The 18453-nt window shown below is 55.9% G+C and carries 11 protein-coding genes; 9 read left to right on the top strand and 2 right to left on the bottom strand.

Annotated features, from left to right (window positions below; all coding sequences use genetic code 11):
• Nucleotides 1-73: 73 nt before the first annotated feature.
• Nucleotides 74-5758, top strand: a complete 5685-nt coding sequence (locus M4951_RS17910; protein WP_262023002.1) for a hypothetical protein — start codon at nucleotides 74-76, stop codon at nucleotides 5756-5758.
• 859 nt (nucleotides 5759-6617) lie between these two features.
• Nucleotides 6618-7793: a helix-turn-helix domain-containing protein gene (locus tag M4951_RS17905; protein ID WP_262023001.1), complete on the top strand. Its 1176-nt coding sequence runs from the start codon at nucleotides 6618-6620 to the stop codon at nucleotides 7791-7793.
• A gap of 75 nt (nucleotides 7794-7868) precedes the next feature.
• Here the strand turns inward: M4951_RS17905 and M4951_RS17900 are convergent, their stop codons facing one another.
• The gene (locus tag M4951_RS17900) at nucleotides 7869-9299 is read right to left on the bottom strand and encodes an aldehyde dehydrogenase family protein (protein WP_262023000.1); all 1431 of its coding nucleotides are present in this window, start codon (nucleotides 9297-9299) and stop codon (nucleotides 7869-7871) included.
• A 206-nt stretch (nucleotides 9300-9505) separates the two neighbouring features.
• Here M4951_RS17900 and M4951_RS17895 point away from each other — a divergent pair, with 206 nt between their 5' ends.
• Genes M4951_RS17895 through M4951_RS17865 form a run of 7 tightly spaced genes read left to right on the top strand, consistent with a single transcriptional unit; the run spans nucleotide 9506 to nucleotide 17170 of the window.
• The gene (locus tag M4951_RS17895) at nucleotides 9506-10429 is read left to right on the top strand and encodes an RDD family protein (protein WP_262022999.1); all 924 of its coding nucleotides are present in this window, start codon (nucleotides 9506-9508) and stop codon (nucleotides 10427-10429) included.
• 19 nt (nucleotides 10430-10448) lie between these two features.
• A complete protein-coding gene (locus M4951_RS17890; RefSeq protein WP_262022998.1) occupies nucleotides 10449-11510 on the top strand; it encodes a stage II sporulation protein M in 1062 nt (353 codons plus the stop codon).
• Nucleotides 11497-12372: a hypothetical protein gene (locus M4951_RS17885; RefSeq protein ID WP_262022997.1), complete on the top strand. Its 876-nt coding sequence runs from the start codon at nucleotides 11497-11499 to the stop codon at nucleotides 12370-12372. Before M4951_RS17890 ends, M4951_RS17885 begins: the two co-directional genes overlap by 14 nt.
• Nucleotides 12369-13205 (top strand): DUF4129 domain-containing protein, encoded by an 837-nt coding sequence (locus M4951_RS17880; RefSeq protein WP_262022996.1) that lies wholly within the window; start codon nucleotides 12369-12371, stop codon nucleotides 13203-13205. Before M4951_RS17885 ends, M4951_RS17880 begins: the two co-directional genes overlap by 4 nt.
• Nucleotides 13202-14404: a DUF4350 domain-containing protein gene (locus M4951_RS17875; protein WP_262022995.1), complete on the top strand. Its 1203-nt coding sequence runs from the start codon at nucleotides 13202-13204 to the stop codon at nucleotides 14402-14404. The genes M4951_RS17880 and M4951_RS17875 overlap by 4 nt, the downstream gene beginning before the upstream one ends.
• A gap of 40 nt (nucleotides 14405-14444) precedes the next feature.
• A complete protein-coding gene (locus M4951_RS17870) occupies nucleotides 14445-15671 on the top strand; it encodes an AAA family ATPase (RefSeq protein ID WP_262022994.1) in 1227 nt (408 codons plus the stop codon).
• The gene (locus M4951_RS17865; protein ID WP_262022993.1) at nucleotides 15668-17170 is read left to right on the top strand and encodes a DUF58 domain-containing protein; all 1503 of its coding nucleotides are present in this window, start codon (nucleotides 15668-15670) and stop codon (nucleotides 17168-17170) included. Before M4951_RS17870 ends, M4951_RS17865 begins: the two co-directional genes overlap by 4 nt.
• 42 nt (nucleotides 17171-17212) lie before the next feature.
• On the opposite strand, the gene M4951_RS17860 is transcribed toward M4951_RS17865, so the two are convergent.
• Nucleotides 17213-18430 carry an amidohydrolase family protein gene (locus M4951_RS17860; protein WP_410050401.1) on the bottom strand — a complete coding sequence of 406 codons (1218 nt, stop codon included), beginning with the start codon at nucleotides 18428-18430 and terminating at the stop codon, nucleotides 17213-17215.
• Between the last annotated feature and the right edge of the window lie 23 nt (nucleotides 18431-18453).

The raw sequence follows: 18453 nt of genomic DNA, 5'->3' as shown, positions 1-18453 counted from the left end.
GGCGGTTTGACGAAATAACGGCGACGCTTTGCGGGGGCTGGCGTCGTCATGCGAAAGCAAAAAGGCAATACCCATGAATCGGAAGCAACCGCCCCGGCGCGGGGCTATTTTGCTCGTCGTCCTTAGCGTGCTCGTGCTGTTTGCGTTGGTGGGCGTCACGTTTGTCGTGACCGCCGCCCAGTTCAAACGAGCCGCCGACGCCGGACGCGCCAATCCCACTACGTCCGACATGCCGCAACAAGACGCCGACTCGGTGATGTTAGACCTGGTCCGTGGACCGAAGGTCGGCACGTCCAGCGCGCTGATCGGCGGCGACCTGCTGCGCGATTTATACGGCCGCGAGTCACGTCACGGAACCATCAATACCGTCATCAGCGGCGACGGCGCCCTCACCAACGGCGCCGGCGACATCGTGCCGAAAGAATTTGTGCAACTGACGGTGACGGCCGACTCGGCGTTTGTGCCGGTCGACGGTTATTACAACGGCTGCATTTTGACCTATCTCGACGGCAACGGCCGAAATCGCAGCGTGCGCATCGTCGGTTACGACTCGACCTCCACGACCGGCGCCACCGCGACGTTGATGGTCGAAAAACCGTCAGGGCTCAACATCTCGTCGACCGCCAAGTGGTTGCCGATGACGGGCGACACGTTCTTGATCAACGGCCGCCCCTTTAGCGGAACGGGGTTTGGTTATAGCGATATTGGTAGTAAGAACTATCAGAACGGCGCGTCGTTGGACTTGATGACATCGATCAACGACATCACGACCGCAGCCGGACCAAATATGAGGTTGCCGGTAGCGCTGTTGCCAAATTTCGCCGCCTACGCGGCAAACGGCATTGTTGATGATCCGTTTGCCGGGGAGAGCCGTTTTGTAGATCACGGCGGCGCCGACGAACCGTGGGATGCGCCCGACTATCAAAACATGGCGCTCTCGTACTACTTCAACAACGGAACGCCCGGTTCGTCGGATGACGTGTTGCCGTCGTTCCATCGTCCTGACTTGATCGCCTATTGGTATGCGCGATTAGCAAGAGAGTGGAAAGATCCGACAGGCACAGACAATGACGGCTTCGCCGATCTTACTGCGGCCCAGCAGGAAGAAATGTGGTTGCGTCCATTTAACACCGATGGAACGCCCAAAACAGACATTGTCACTACCGACGAATTCCCGGTAGAGCATCGCATCGCTTTGATAAAACTGAAACGCCGCATCATGCTGCGCCCGCTGGTGGAAGATAATCCAAATTTTACCGGCAGCAATCCAGGCTATCGCGATATCAAGATTAGTGGTTCGACGTTGCTTGATCAAAGTCTCCAATGGGATGTCGACAACGATCGCGACGGCGTCATGGACAGCATTTGGATCGATCCCGGCTTGCCGGTGGTGACCGGTCCCCATGGTCGACGCTACAAGAAGTTGGCGGCGATTTTGGTGCGGGATCAAGACGCGAAACTTAACCTGAATGCAGCCGGGTTCTTTAATTCGTTTGAAACGCTAACGCCTGATTTTGCGGATCCAACCAACGGCACTTACGACTATCAACAAGCGTCGATCACCGCTAGTGCAAACTCGGCGAACGGGTCTAATGCGATGGCCCGCCTGATTGGCGCGGGATATGGTCCTGCCGACTTCGATCTGCGAAACATTTTTACGAACCGCACGCCTCCGGTGACGCCGCTAGGGTTGGAATATTTCAAGATTCTGAATTCACGCTATGCGGACAAAAATCCCGCGGTGAGTCCTCCCTATTTGCCGGGCGCAAAAACGACACGTGACGTCGGTAACGAGCGACTGGCCTTGTATGGTGAAATTGGATTGCCGACCGACTGGGGCGGATCGTTGGTCGGTCAGGCGTACGGCACGTACCCGCTGATCGCCGGCGCCGGCATGAAGTATCTGGATTACACCGGCCGCTCGCGTATCGCCACGCAGTCAGGGACATTTTCAGGATCGACGATCAACTATACCGGCGCCAATATCACCAATGCGTTGAATGACCCGTACGAGATGAATCTCAATCATCCGCAGGGAACCGATTCTCCGTATACGCCTGGCGATCTGGAAGCGTTGCTGCGGTACAACGACTATGACGGCAACTATCTTTCGACTCGTTTGAAGTCGGATGCGCCGACCACGCTGGCGAATTCGCAAAATCGAGCCGCTTTGACGACCGAAAGCTATAGCATGCAGACGTTGCCGGCTCCGCCTGTGCCGCTCGATTTGCGCGGCACGGCTCCGACGGTCGATTCGCCGTTTGACGCGAATCAACTGACGGGCGGGCGGGCGCAGTTGAATAGCGCCCTCTGGCAAAATACGATGCCGACCATTCTGGATTTGGCGCGCGAACGGGTTCGTCGCGTACTGCCGGGGACGTTGGGCGGCACGACGATTACGGAAGATCAGGTTCAGCAGATTGTCCGCTCAACGATTCCCTTTGAAGTGCTGCGCGGCGAACCGATGGATGTGAATCGGTTGTTCAACACGCCGCTGATTACGGCGGGGGACGCATACAACAAAGACATCACGCTTCCCAATCTGGACACGTACACGCCGCACTACGTCAACGATTACGACATCGATTATTTTGATAGCGGTGACGGACGGAATCGTCCCCTGAAGGTCTTCAATGGGGCGGACACGCAATTTGCCCCCACTTTCGCCAAACAGTTGTATGCTCGGCATCTGTTCTGCTTGGCGTTGCTGCTGCATGACGCAGGCTATGACTTTCCGTTGTTCGAGGCGCCGACCGAAACTGCCGCTTTGAGCGCGGATGATAAACGAGAATTGACTGTGCGACGAATCGCTCAATGGGCGATCAATGTGGTCGATTTTCGTGACAACGATGCGATCATGACGCCGTTTGAGTACGACGTGAATCCGTGGGATGGTTGGGGAGTCGACGGCGACTTGAAGTCGGACGAAGCGGATACGACAGTGTTCACAATGAATTCGTGTGCGGATCGACGCGTTGTCTGGGGGGCAGAGCAGCCCGACTTGGTCATCTCCGAAACCTTGGCGACGCATGACAAGCGCCTCAAAGATACGGACTACGACGATGGGCCGCAAAAAGATGTCGCAAGCGGCGATGACCCGAATTTGGATCAATACCGCATCCCGCAGGGATCGTTGTTCTTTGAACTGTACGCGACGCGGAATTTACCCGCGAACGGCACAAAGTTGCCAGGTGAATTGTATCAAGGCGGCCAGCTGAACCTGAGCGCCGTCGCGCCGAACAATGCGCCTGTTTGGCGAATGGCTGTGACCAAATTCAAATCTGCCGCCGAAGAGAAGCTGCTCGCGCAAGCGACTGGCGCGGATGGGCGACCGAATACGATCATGTTTCAGCCCAACGATCCGGCGATTGGCGTAGATCCCGCGAAGTTTAACCCGCAATATCCAGTCGATCCAACAATGCCGGTCGCATCCGATCCTGATATTGAGATCGATCGCATGATCTGGTTTGTCGGCAGCAGCTTCGCGTTGCCGACGGTCGCCGGAGACGATTTGTCACGCTTTGACGATATGTCGTTTAAGTATCGTGACCTGGGTACGGGTAATCCGTTACTGCTAACGCCGAATCGTTATCTTGTGGGCGGTCCGCGCGAGAGAACGTACTTTGGCGTCGCGCCCGGTGATCCAGGCTCTGTTTCTGATGCGGCGTTGATCAATGCGATGACCGGAACGCAATATATTGATCTTGGAGCGGGGGCGACTGTTACGACGCCTGGCGTGACTTATCCGGGCGTTCCAAACGAGATTCAGACGAATACATCGGCCCTGTTTACGATTCCGGCGCCTTCCGGCTGGGTTGCGGATCCAGATGAGTTTCCGATTCCCACGAGCGGTGTTGACGCCGGGCTGAACATTTCTGAGCCTCTGCCGACGGCGGCTAGTTACTACAAAGAACCGATTGATCCAATGGGTTCCGCCGATCGAGTGGGACATTATTCAACGGCTAATCCAGAAGACAATGGAGCTCCCGCTCCGTCGACAACTCTGATTCCTGACACGGCGTTAGATTTGGAAATGGGAACGCCGTTACAGGAATATGGTTCGATTACGACCGGCACCATCAATGACTTCAAAGGCTTGTTGCTGCAACGCCTGGCCGATCCGACTCGCAACTATCACCCGGCGTACAACCCTTATATCACGGTTGACTGGGCTTCGGTCGACTTGCATGTCTTCAACGGGGAGGCGAGCACTGATCCGGATGATCCCGACATGGCGTTGGGGAACGCTGTCGCGTTTGGCTCCAACGAGCGAGGCCGACGCAACGGCAGCGATTCATTTTCGGGTGACGCCAACGGCGGCTTGCTGGGCAAGCTGACCAACAACGGCGGGTTGGTCGATTCGGCGGCGCGTGCGCAGGCGGTGACCGGAGCCCAGGGGCACACGATGAACAATCCGCCCACGCCGCTTGATACTGCAATGAATTTTGTGAACGCGGATGGGCAAGAAGATTATTTCCGTCGTCCGCTCATGCATTCGTTGGGGTATTTGAACCGCAGTCTGGGACTGCCGCTGGACAACACGGCCGGAACCGACGGCGAATATATCGGCGCTCCCGGCGCTGGCGCTAATGACATGCCGTTCGGCTTTATCTACTGGCCCGACAGTCCTTTCATGTCGGTCCATGATTTGATGCTGGTGCCGTCGAGTGCGCCGCAGCGTTTGACCTTGGAATATTCGTTGTTCAACAATGACAACAATATCGATCAATTTGGGTCGGCGGATCGAACGGATCTTGTGGAAAGAGCGAGGGACAATTGGGGACGCATCGGCGGCCTGATGAACTTCTATCATTCTCGCGATCTGAAGAACTTGGGGGCGCTCGGCGACGAGACGCGTCGCGCTCACATGTATCGCATCTTTGATTACTTGACGGTCCCGTCACGATTTGTCGGCACGCAAAAGTACTACAACGGTGCGGCGTATGAAGCGGGTTGGACAGCAACCGATAATTTGAAGAATCATCTGCGGTTCCCCTTCAACAAACGCAGTGAGTTCCGTGATCCCGGCAAGGTGAATCTGAACACCATGGGTAGCGAATTCATCTACAACGCGTTATTTCAAGAGAACTTGTTCCAGAACGCCGACATCAACTTTCCTGGCTGGAACGAATTCCAACAAAGTCGGGGCGGAAGCGTTGCCGCGAGTAGCTCCACCACGCGATTTAATGCGTCCGCGCGTGATTTTCCGTCGTGGTTCTCTGATCCGTTCCGGACTGCGGCGGCCGGTAACATGATGCCGCCGTTGGATCCCAGCAACGCCGGGTCGAACTACAACAACGCGTTGCGAGTACCGGGCGTCGATGCGACGGAGTTGCGATCGAAAAAATTGTTGACCAATTCCAGTAATACGCCGCAAGCGATTGCCGGAACCGATACGGAAGATCAGCCGTTGTTTGAATTCAGAGCGAACTCGACCGCAACGACGCGTTTCACGGATACTTCGCTTAGCGCCGCCAATCGGCTGCAAGGGATCCGCCGACTCGACAATCTCACCACCACCCAGTCCAACGTTTACGCCGTTTGGATCACGATTGGTTACTTTGAGGTTGAGCCGACGACGATCAGTCAGGTGCACCCGGATGGTTGGCAACTGGGGCAAGAGTTGGGGAGCGATACCGGCGAGATCAAGCGGAATCGTTCGTTCTACTTGATTGATCGTTCGATTCCGGTCGGTTACGAGCCGGGCGAAGATTACAACGTGGAAGACGCTGTGTTGTTGAAGCGTCGGATCGACTAGCGACGTTCGCGGCGTTTCATTCCGTCAAAATCGACTGCCGTCCCGTGGGGGGCGGCAGTTTTTTTATGCGCTTTTGGCGAACGTTGGGGAGGGGGACCGGCCATTTTTAAGGTTGATAAAGTCTGCGCATGTTATTAAAATATGCTTGGTAAACAATGCGCTCTTTGTGGTGCATGAATCGGCGTTCGAAGAGGGCGACTCTCTGAGATGAACCGGCCTGAGGAGAATCAGGCCAGGGCGTTTTCGCATGCGCAGTTGGAACGGGAGAGACGAACACGGATGAGAACGCAGTCAAAAAAAGCAATCGGTCCGGTCCAACGTTCCAGCCCGAAAAAAGCGCGGAGTCCGGTCCGGTCCAATGTTCCAGCCCGAAAAAAACGCGGAGTCCGGTCCGGTCCAATGTTCCAGGCCTGCGGGAGAGCGATGCTGCTGATTTTTTTCATTCGACATCCCAGCACCCGGCTGCGATGCGGCGAAACCAGCGACTGACGCGGGGTTTTTTGGCTTGCGGCGTGATACCTAACCGATGGAGTAGATGCCGGCATTGCGCAGCTTGCGTGAATTGCCTCGTTCAAGCGGTTGCACATTAGCGAGTATCCGCAGTCCCTTGGCGAATTGCGGGGAATACGCGCAAGCTGCTTGGTGATAATGACTTAAATGCAAAGTAGTTAGAGTGGGTGAATCGATTGTACGGAGCCCTGGCGTGAATTTTTTGCACTTTAACTCAAAGGCGGTGTTTCTACCGTTGATTTCAATGGCGGAGTAATGCACATTATGTATGTGAGCCTTTTTTCCAGCTGGGGCCATCGCTCACCCACGGCGAATCGATGGTTCGCCTTCAATCTGCAGGAGCTTGTCGATGAAATTCTCCTTTCGTCTCGCGGAAATTCTGAATCACTCTCCCGACCCGAAAAAGCGGCCGGGGACGATCAAGGCGATTTGCGACTATACGGGACTCGATCGCCATCAGGTTTCGTCGCTGTTGAAGAACGAAGCGAAATATATTCCGCTCTCGGCGCTGTCGCAGCTGTGCGACTTTCTGATCAAGCATGGATATGCGGACGCCGGCCAATTGCCGGGCTCGCTATTCTCGGTCGAGCCGGAGAACTTTTGGGAATTGTTGGCTCGTCGCCGCCGCATTGAAATGTGCTTGGGCGTTCGTGCTGACGAGAACTGGCCCGAAGGGGCTTGGGTCGTTGCGTCGGATACGATCTTGCAGGGGGAACTGCTGACCGGCATTTCAACGCTGGGCGGAACCGCCAAATACCACCGCAACGAAGGACCGCCTGAGCCGGTGATGCTCAACGAAATGGGCGAGCAGATTTTCGACGCGCCGATTCCGCAGCCAGAAGACTTGTTCCAAACGCTCGTCTGGGCGCCGGGGCAAGCCGACAACGAAGAAGTGCATGCCCGCGCGAACGAAGTTTATCAAAACTTCCACGCCGCCCAGGGTGACAAAGCGTTGATCTGTCTCGGCAGTATCCGCAGCAACCCGGTCGTCGAGATTTCGATGGCCAGCATTTTCAACTGCGAACCATACATTAGCCAAGACGAAGTCGAAAAACCGAGTGATCGCGCCGTGCCGATCTATCTGCGACATCGCGAGAAGAACGTCGAGCATCCAGAGTCGTGCAGCGGCGGCAAGCGATTGTCGAAGACCGAAACGCCGGAGACGCCGGGCTTCTACTACGAAACGGCCGACGGATCGTGGAAGTGCGCCAAGTGGGACGAAACGACCTGGGAACCGGCCTACGTGTTGTACGCCTATCACGAATCGCAAGGGCGGCTTGAAATGTCGCTCGGCGGTTATTCGGGACGGGGCACGCGGTTGCTCGCCAAGACGCTATCGAGCCGACCAGAAGAGCTGTGGCCCCCGGTTTACACCACCGGCGGAGTGCAGATCGGCGCCTACGTCATTCAGTACGAACTGAAGAAGCAAAAGAAGAATCGCAGCGTGTTGACCGCCGACTATTCGGCGACGACCAAAGTGATTCCGATCGATCCGGAAGTGATCCATCGCCGAATTCACGGCTAGTACGGCTGCTTCCACTGCAAAGAAAGAATCAACAGATCGTCGAAGCGTTCGACGATCTGTTTTGTTGTCACCACGCTAAGCGTCGATTTCGCGAATGACCAGGTTGCGGATCTCGGTCATGTCTTCGATCGCGAAGCGGATTCCTTCGCGTCCCAGGCCGCTGTTTTTCACGCCGCCATACGGCATATGATCGACGCGCCACGAAGGGACGTCGCCGATGATCACGCCGCCCACTTCCATCTGATCCCAGGCCGTCAGGATCTTATAGACGTCTCGCGTGAAGATCCCCACCTGCAGCCCAAACTGGCTGTCATTGGCGATCCGCAGTGCATCGTCAAAGTTGTCAAACGGCGCGAGCATCGCGACCGGCCCGAAGACCTCGTCGCACGAGAGGGGCTGGTCGGTCGGAACGTTCTCTAGCAGAGTCGCTTCGACCATCGCTCCCTGGCGCTGACCGCCGGTGAGCAACTTGGCGCCGGCTTTGACAGCGGCGTTGATCCATGACTCGACGCGTTCCGCTTCGCCAGTGGTAATCATCGGACCGATGAAGGTCTCTTTGACTTTGGGATCGCCTGATTTCAATTGCGAAGCCGCGGCGACGAGTCGTGATTTCAATTCGTCATAGATGTCACGATGCGCTAAGATGCGCTGCACGCTAATGCAACTTTGCCCTGATTGATAGAACGCGCCGACGATCAGCCGCTCGACCGCATCCTCTAGATCGGCATCGGCGTCGACAATACAGGCCGCATTGCCGCCTAGTTCCAGCACGACCTTTTTGGCGCCTGCTTGGGACTTTAGTTTCCAGCCCACTTCGGGCGATCCGGTGAAACTAAGCAGCTTCAAACGGGGATCGGTGGTGAACAGCTCGGCCCCGTCGCGACGGCAGGGCAAGATCGAGAACGCACCTTCCGGCATGTTCGTTTCGGCCAGAACTTCGCCGATGATCAGCGCGCCGATCGGAGTCAAGCTGGCCGGTTTCAAAACAAAGGGGCAACCGGCGGCGATCGCCGGAGCAATCTTGTGCGCGGCCAGATTGAGCGGAAAGTTGAAGGGGGAGATAAACGAGCAGGCGCCGATCGGCACGCGTCGCCACATGCCGCGATAGTTGGCCGCCCGCGACGAAATATCAAGCGGCATCACTTCGCCGGTAATGCGGGTCGCTTCTTCGGCGGCGATTTTAAAGGTATCGATCAGCCGGGTCACTTCGCCCTGGCTGTCGTGAATCGGTTTGCCAGCTTCAACGCAGAGGGTCTCGGCAAGTTCGTCTTGGCGCTCTTGAAAGCGTTTGACGCAGTGCTGCAGAACGTCTTGGCGCTCGTAGGCTTTCAACTGCGCCATGGGGCGCGTCGCGGCGGCTGCGGCGGCGATTGCTTGCTCAATGAGCTGTGGGGACGCAAGCGGAACACGTGCAGCGACTTCGCCGGAATACTTGTCGCAAACTTCGAGGTCAAGATTCGGTTCGTGCGGTTGGCCGGCGAAAAGGAGAGGGTAGGTTTGGCGCATCCGATCGTCCGGGGCGAAAGTGACAAGAAAATTCTAAGCGAACGCGCTCAAAATATAGCGAAATGGGACGATTTTGAGAACCTTCCGGCGTTTCCCTGCGACTTACCTCTGGAGAGAGAGCGTCCCGGCGTACTACACTAGAGATGGGCCGTGGATGCGAACTCCAGGGCGATTCTTCCTCTCTTCATTCCGATACCGATTCCCGCATGGTGAGCACCATCGATCCGATCGATTCGCGACTGAAGATCGTGACCCCAGAGAATATCGCTTTCTATTATCAAGCGGCTGGTCCCTTTCGGCGTCTCACCGCTTTCCTGCTCGATTTCGCGATTCGCGTTGCGGTGTATGTGACGATCTTTGTGATCGTCGTCTGCAGCGGCTTGATGGACCGTGTGGGGCCCTTGGCCGAACTGGGCTATGCGATTCGCTTTCTCGCGTTTTTCCTACTCGATTGGTTTTATGGAGCGTTGTTCGAGACTTACTGGAACGGCCAAACTCCGGGGAAGCGCGCCTTGTCGATTCGCGCGGTCACCGTGGATGGGGAGCCGATCAATGCGTTGCAGGCGTTCGGCCGCAATCTCTTTCGTTATGCCGACATGATGCCGCTGGCGCCGCTTCCTTTTGAATGGATGCGTGAAGCGCTCAATTATCCAGGGCCTTACTTGCCTACCTTTCTGATTGGGCTAATCGTCCCGACGTTCAATTCTCGCTTTCAGCGATTGGGCGATTTGCTGGTGGCGACGATGGTGGTGATCGAAGATCGCAGTTGGCTGATGAAGATCGCAAAAATTGAAGACGATCGGGCGCGACAGTTGGCCGATTATATTCCTCCTAATTTTGTTGCTGGCCCAAGTCTCTGCAAAGCGGTAGCCACCTATGTAGAGCGGCGCCGATTTTTTACGACCGCGCGCCGACGCGAGATCGCAGGCCACTTGGCCGAGCCGATGCTCAAACAATTCAACTTGCCTGCGGACACCAGCTACGATCTGATGTTGTGCGCGTTGTACTTTCGCACCTTCCTGTCAGATCGATCGGCGGACGGCACGTCATCCGATTCGTCGGTTTACGGAGGAGCGCCAGCAGGCACGGCGACCAATTTGCAGACTTTGACCAAGTCCCCCGTTGCTTAACCAATAAAGGGCCGCCCGCGTGAAGGTCGCCGAACTCATCGAAAAGCGTCGCCGCAACTGGCAAGAGTTGGAGGTGCTATGCACGTCGATGGAGATGCGCCGCAAGAAAAAGCTGGGCGCTCGCGCGATCTCGCGATTTGCGGCATTGTATCGCGCGGCTTGCGCCGATTTGGCGTTGGCCGATTCGTATCAACTGCCGCCGAACATCGTCGCCTATTTGCATCAGTTGGTCGGTCGTGCTCACAACCAGCTGTACCGCAGTCGCTCGATCGACTGGACCGGCTTGGTTTATAAGCTGTTGGTCACGACTCCGCGTCACATTTTTGTCGATCCTTGCGTTCAACTTTGCTTCGTCCTCTTCTTCGGTTTCTTCGTCCTTTCTTGGTTCATCGGCGCCAATCCGGTGATCTATCCCGGTTTCGCCGATGCGATTGTAGGAAATCAAAGTCTAGAGCAGATGTCGGATATGCATCGCAATTCAGTCGGCAATAGCGGGATTTCTCCTGCCGGCGCGACGATGTATGTCCAGCACAACACGTCGATCGGGCTGCAGTGTTTTGCGACCGGCATTACCGTCGTGGGTGGGATTGGAACTTTGATGTTTAACGCGACCTACTTGGGGGCCGTGTTTGGATATATGTCGAGCCCGTCGGTTCCGGATGAAGTGCGAGACAACTTTTTTGAGTTTGTGTTGGCGCATGGACCGTTTGAGTTGACCGCTATCGCATTAGCGGCCGGAGCTGGATTGCGGTTGGGAATGGCGATCATTTCTCCTCGATATTGGAAGAGTGAACTTGAGCCTGGCGAAGATCCGCAGCCCGACGAAGATCTGCTCACACAAGCAAAGTTGATTGCGTTTCGTCGAATTGACTCACTCACGATCGCGGCGTCTCGTAGCTTGCCGATCATGGGAGCGTCCGCCACGTTGTTTTGCCTGGCGGCGATGATCGAGGCCTGGATCTCGCCCTCGGCATTGCCATTGGAGGCGAAGGTCTTCGTCGCGATCTTCAGTAGTTTTCTGCTGATGATTTATTTTGTCGTGCTGGGATTTCCGCGAGGAGGGCAGCGTGCAATTCGATAAGACCCAAATCGCGATTCGCGAACGAGGATTGCTCGAGCTGTTTGACCTGGGACTGTTGGTCGGCAAACGCTATGCGGCAAGAATATTGGTGGTCACGGCGGCCGTCGCGATTCCGTTCATGGCGATCAACGTCGCGCTGTTGTGGAATCTGCGTCCCGATTTGCCCAGCGATGTGACGACCGCCCAGTACGGTTTGTTAATGGTTCTCTTGATTTATATCGAAGCGCCGTTGGCCACCTCGCTGGTGACGCTGCTGCTGGGGGACGCGATGTTCCATGACAAGCCGGATTGGAAGCGAATGCTATCGGCGCCGTTTGCGCTGGTCCCCCGCATGTTTTGGTTGGTGGCGATGTTGCGAGGAGTCGTACCGGGTATGGGACTCGTCTTTCTTTGTACGCTGGAAGATGGCGAGGCCTGGGTTTTTTTCCTGTTTGTGCTGCTTGCTTATGTGACGGTCTTGCGCGGCGTTCGGCCATTCCTCGGCGAGATTATCTTGTTAGATCGCAATCCGATGTGGGCGAAAGACGCCAATACGATGACGATCGGACGGCGCAGCGCCGCTTTGCACAATCCCAACTTTGGCGACATGGTCATTCGTGCGATGGCTTCGACGCTGGCGATTCCTTTGGCGGCCGCTATTTGTTTAAACATTTGGGCGTTGCGCGGATATCTCTTCGGCCAATGGGGATGGGACGCGATGATGCTCGATGTGCTGCTGCCCATTTCGCTTTGGCTGGTCGCCGCCTACATGGCGGTCGCTCGCTTTTTGAGTTATCTCGATCTGCGGATTCGCCGTGAAGGTTGGGAAGTGGAGTTGGTCGTGCGGGCCGAAGCGAATCGCTGGAAAGGAATCGTCGCATGAACGCGTTACGAATCAGTTCGCGGATCGCTCCGTTCCTGTTGCTCTTTTCGCTAGCTGCCGGCGCCGGCGCACAAGACTGGTGGGAGGATACGGAGCCCAGCGGTCACATCGAAGAACCGGTGGCGACAACGCAAAAGGAGTTGGCGCAGTTGCCGTCGGCCAAGTGGTACGACGCCGAGAAAGACGCGTTGGCCCGCGTCCCGGTGACGCCTCCCTCGGCGAACCACTATCGACCAGCGCCGCCGACTCCGGCTTCGGCGGCGACGAATTGGAACTGGTGGCCCGATTTTTCGTGGCTCTCCAGTTTGTTCAGCAACGGCATTTGGTCGTTGGGCGCGATCATGATTTACACCATGGTGTTGGTCGGCTTGGGAGTCATCGGGTATTTGATTTTCCGTTACTTGGAAAACGCGAATTTGATCGACGCTCGATTGACGAAAAAGGATCGGCCCGAGATTGCCGATACGACGACGCAAGTCGATCGCCTCGAGAGCTTACCGTTTCAGGTGAAACGGCCTGACTCGGACTTGCTGGCCGAAGCGCGTCGTTGCTACGACAAAGGAGACTACAACGAAGCGATTGTTTACTTGTTCAGCTACGAATTAGTGGAACTCGACAAACGCCAAATCATTCGCTTGGCGAAGGGGAAAACGAACGGTCAGTATTTGCGAGAAATCCGCAAAAATTTCGCGTTGCAAGATATTCTGGAAGTGACGATGCGAGCGTTTGAAGATGTGTTCTTCGGACAAAGGAAACTGACGCAAACCGGTTTCGAGCGTTGTTGGGAACAATTGGAGCCATTTCGACAACATCTGAGCGGAGTGGTTCGATGAAGTCGCTTGATTCGCACAACATGCTGTGGCTGATGATCGGACTGTCGATCTTCGCCGGGGGCTGCTTTTCGAGTGAAGTAAAAATTCCGACGGCCTACGGCGCACGCAACGGTTATCAAAAAACAGGCAGCGTCAACGGAACGCACGTGTTGGGCGAACTGTTTCGTCAGGCCGGCTACGGCGTACGTTCGGCCAGCAAGCTTTCGCCCCGCATTCAAGAAAGCGACGTCATCGTCTGGGCGCCCGATTCTTTCCAAGCTCCGACAAAAGAGGTGCGGAAGTATCTCGAAGATTGGCTCCAGGCAAAGCAAGGGCGAACGCTGGTTTTCATCGATCGTGACTTTGATGCGGCGATCGAATACTGGAATTCGATGGAGACGCAAGCTTCGCCTGAGGACCAGTTGACCGCCCAGCGTGAGAAGGGCATAGCGATGCATGATTTCGACAGCCTCTCTGCCGAATCGAGCGACAAGTTTGACTGCGATTGGTACTCGGTCCAGCGTGACGTTCCAATTCGCCGACCGAAGCAACTTGCTGGCCCCTGGGCCGACGCGATTGACGCCGATAAAACCGATCTGGTGCTCCGCTCGCGGATCTCGCTGCCGACCGATTGGGAAAGCGATGACCTCCCCGATCTCTCGGAAAAATTTCCGCACGACCAGATCTTATTGTCGACAGCCGACGCCGACGACCCGATTGTGATCCGCTATGCGGAGTTCGACTCCCCAGGGACGCAGCTGATCTTGATCAGCAACGGTTCCTTTCTGCTCAATCAACCGCTCGTCAACCATGAGCATCGCAAACTGGCCGCCAAATTGGTGGAAGAGTGCGGCTATGGCGAATCGGTCACCTTTCTGGAATCGGGCGAATCGGGCGTCGAAATTGTCTCCACCAGCGATGACGTCCAGGGGCGATCAGGCTGGGAATGGTTGACCGTGTGGCCTATCAGCGCCTTGGGGCTGCATATCGGAATTCTGTTGATCGTCTTCTGCTTCGCCTCGTTCCCGATTTTTGGACGGCCGAAGCAATTGCCAGAGACGCGCTGCTCTGATTTTCAAAAACATATCGGCGCTTTGGGCGAATTGCTCGAAGCGACCGACGATTACGATTACGCCCAACTGCGGGTGCGCCAATACCAACAGATCGCGCGCGGCGAGACCGTCTATCGACGGGTCGGCCGCGCTCGTGTGAAACCATAGCCATACCGTTTGTCCCCTCCTGGGAGCCTGATTCGCAACGATGAGTTCGCCAACCTCTGATACGATCGAGTTCGCTTGTTCCGCTTGCCAGAAGTCGCTGCGCGTCCCGCGTTCGGCTGCCGGAAAAAAAGCGAAGTGCCCTGACTGCGGTTCGGTGCAAGTGATCCCTGACGATAACTCCGCAAATGGCGCCGCTGAAGAACCGAAATTTCCGGCTCCAGCGGCTTCGCATGTTTCCGCTTCGCCGCCGCCGCCGACGCAGGTCGGCGCATTCCGTTCGACTATCGAAGGTCATCATGCCGAAGAAGGAAGCGATACGCGAACGCGACAACTGTTTAAAAAGATCACCCAGGAAATCAGCAAAATCTACGTGGGCCAAGACGAGCTTGTTTTGGGAACGTTGACCGCGCTCTTTTCCAGCGGGCATGTGTTGATCGAAAGCGCGCCGGGACTGGGCAAGACGTTGTTTGTGCGAACGCTCGGGCGCGTGTTGGGATGTCAGTTTGGTCGCGTGCAGTTTACCGCCGACTTGATGCCTTCAGACATTACCGGCGCGCCGATCTTCGATATGAAGACGAACGAGTTTCGTTTTCGCCCTGGGCCGATCTTTACGCAGTTGCTGCTGGCGGACGAGATCAATCGTTCTCCCGCCAAAACGCATGCGGCGCTCTTAGAGATCATGCAAGAGTTTCGCGTGACGATTGATGGAACAAGTCACAAGATTGAGCGCCCTTTTTTGGTGCTGGCGACGCAAAACCCGATCGAATCGGAAGGGACGTACAACCTGCCTGAGGCGCAACTCGACCGGTTTATGTTCAAGCTGAATTTAAATTATCCCGCGCTTGAAGAAGAAGCCGAAATCTTGCGGATGCATAGTCGGCAAGTTGACATCAACCGTCGCCTGGAAGAAGAACTGGAAGTCGTCACTTCGCCGCAAGAGATTTTGGAAATCACGCAACTCAATAGCAACGTGATCGTCGACGACAAATTGATCGACTACATCAACAAGATCGTTCGCCTGACGCGGGAATGGCCGCAGTTCCACATGGGAGCTTCCACCCGTGCGGGGATTACGTTGATGCAAGGGGCGCGAACATTGGCGGCGTTCAGCGGGCGCAACTACGCAGTCCCGGACGATGTGGTGCAGATCGCGATTCCTACGCTCCGGCATCGTGTGATTTTGTCGGCCGAAGCGGAAGTCGAAGGGCACGACGTCGACGATCTGTTGACCGAGCTGATTCGCACCGTGGAGGTTCCGCGTCTGTGAATTATGTGACCCAGCTGATGCAATCCGATCTGGCGTTAACCATGTTGGCGCAGACGTCCGGCGGTCAAAATGTGATGCAGCGGATCTTCACCAGTTTGGGACTGGGCGCTGAAGATCTGACGGCATTGCCGCTGTTGATGTTCGTCTTGATCGCGGCGCCGTTTTTGATCTACGCCTACATCTGGAGCGTCTATCCAACGCGCTGGGCCGCTTGTTTGTTTGCGCTGCCGCTGTTGATCTCGATCGGCGTATTGATGAGCAGCGAAGTTCTTACTTACGTGCTGGTGATCGACGCTGCGATCCTGCTGTTCTTGGCGATTGACTTTCGTACGCTTCCCCGTGCGAAGCGTCTGGCGGCGGAACGCGAGACGTTGCGCATCGCCTCGCTGCAAAAGAAGCATCGCGTGACCTTGTTGATCGAGAACAGTGGCGCCCGGCGATTGAAGGTAGCGATTCGAGACGATCTTCCGCAAGAGTTTTCGGCAACGCCGGAAGAGTTTCAAGTCGAACTGGGACCACGCAGTCGCGCGACGGTGCACTACGAATTTGAGCCGAATCGGCGCGGCGCATTCACGTTGAATTACGTCTACCTACAGGTCGAAAGTTCCTTTGGTTTTTGGCGCAAGTTCGTGCGGATTCCGGTCGAATCGGTCGTCAAAGTTTATCCTGATATGAAGCAACTGTCGGAATACGCGATTCTGGCCCGCACCAATCGGCTAAGTCTCATGGGCGTTCGCCGCACGCGTAAAGTAGGACAAGATCACGATTTTGAGCGGCTCCGCGATTACACGCTGGATGACAACTATAAGCATATCGATTGGCGTTCCACCGCTAGACGACGCCGACTGACGGTTCGTGAATTTCAGAGCAGCCAGTCGCAGCGGATCATTTTTTTGATCGACTGCGGGCGCATGATGACCAACGAGGTAGACGGCATCAGCCTGCTTGATCATTCGTTGAACGCGATGTTGATGATGAGCTATGTGGCGCTGCGGCAAGGAGATTCGGTCGGCGCGATCTGCTTCTCGAACGAAGTGCTCTCATACGTCCCACCGCGCAGCGGATCGAACCAGATGAATCACCTGCTGCATGCATCGTACGATCGCTTTCCGCAATTGGTCGAATCGCGTTACGATTCGGCGTTCATGTATCTGCGAGCCCATTGCCAGAAGCGTTCGCTGATCGTGATGATTTCTAACGTCATCGACGAGGTGAACGCGCATCAGGTCGAACAATATTTAGGAACGATTGTCGGCCGACACTTGCCGCTCGGAATTCTCCTCCGCGATCACCGAATCTTTGACGCGGCCGATACCGAGAAGTTGTATGGACGCAGCCTATTTGAAGCGGCCGCCGCGGCCGAGATATTGACTTGGCGACATCAAGTGTTGACCGACCTGGCCCATCGCGGCGTGATGGCGATGGACGTTTTTCCAGAGGATCTGACCGCCAACCTGGTCAACCAGTATCTAGAAATCAAAGCGCGCCACTTACTCTGATACAAAGTAGGGCAGATCGTGCCTGCCGGCGATCCGTTGAGTTTATTCGGCAGGCACGGCCTGCTCTACGGCTTTGCGCCAGTGGTTGAGCTTCTCTTGGGCGTGTGGTATTAGCTTGCACGCGTTTTCGTAATAGACTTTTTTCAGCACGTCGTCAGGCAGGCCGATTCCATAGATCCGCCAAAAGCCTTGCGGCGGGAATGGTTTTTCGGAATAGGGAATGTACTCGTCGTAGGTTTCCAAAAAACGCCAATAGTAAGTCAGTCGCAATTCGGGCCAAGGGCCATCGGTGCCAAACAGGATGCGATCGGCGTGTTTCACAAAGAAGGCGCGTGACGTGTAAGGTTGACGTCCTAGCTCGCTGATGCGAGAGGCCGGTTCGATGTAGAGATTGGGATACTCTTCTAACCATTGGGCGACCGTCGTCAAATCTTCGGAGTTGTTGGCGAAGTGGGCGCCAATGAAAGTGGTCTGGGGATGCCGCGCGATCACGCGGTTGCGGGCCGCTAGCAGAGCTTCGCGACTGGGAAACTTATCAGACGGAAAATGCCAATCGGGATGTCGATGCAGTTCTTCCCATCGTTCATTCGTTTCGTCGATCGGATCAAAGAAAGCGACGGGATCCGCCGTGTGCATGATGACCGGTAAGCCAAGTTCGCCGCATGCCTGCCAAATCGGATCCCAGCGCGGATCATCGATTTTCAGCAGCGAACCGTCGGCGTCTTTGTAACCAAGGCCAAACTGCTTGAAGATCTTCAAGCCGCTGGCGCCTTTCTTCTTCACATCGGCCAGGGCCAGCGACATGCGTCGACCAAAGTCGGGGCGTTGGCAGTCCCAGGTTTCCGGTTTCTCGGGATCGCCGTCGCCTTGCCAATCGATGTTCGCGTAGATCAAAAAACGATTGGGATATTTGGTCCAAAGGTAGGCGGCATGTTCGTCAAATTCGTCTCCTAGCCGTCCATCCAGACTGACGCAGATGGCGATCTGTTGCTTGTTCATCACGGCGACAAAATCATCGAGTTGCTCAGGCGAACTACGCAAGCGATAGCGAAAGTGCGTATGCGCGTCGATCACGGGAAATTTCGCCTGCTCTAGGTTGGTTTCCGCGACTTTTAACTTGGGGACAGGAAAGAACTGATCGAGCGCCAGATTGCGCCCGTCTCGTCCATCGAGCGCCGCCGGATCAATCCCAGAGTCTTGTCCCCAAGCTAGAGAGGGAACGAACAACAGCAGGAGGAGGGCGTGTTTCGTGCGGCGCATGACATCCTTTCGCGAGAATCTTT

Source organism: Blastopirellula sp. J2-11 (assembly GCF_024584705.1).
Classification (GTDB): domain Bacteria; phylum Planctomycetota; class Planctomycetia; order Pirellulales; family Pirellulaceae; genus Blastopirellula.
Note: the sequence above shows the minus strand (reverse complement) of the source record. Positions and strands in the feature narration are given on the sequence as shown.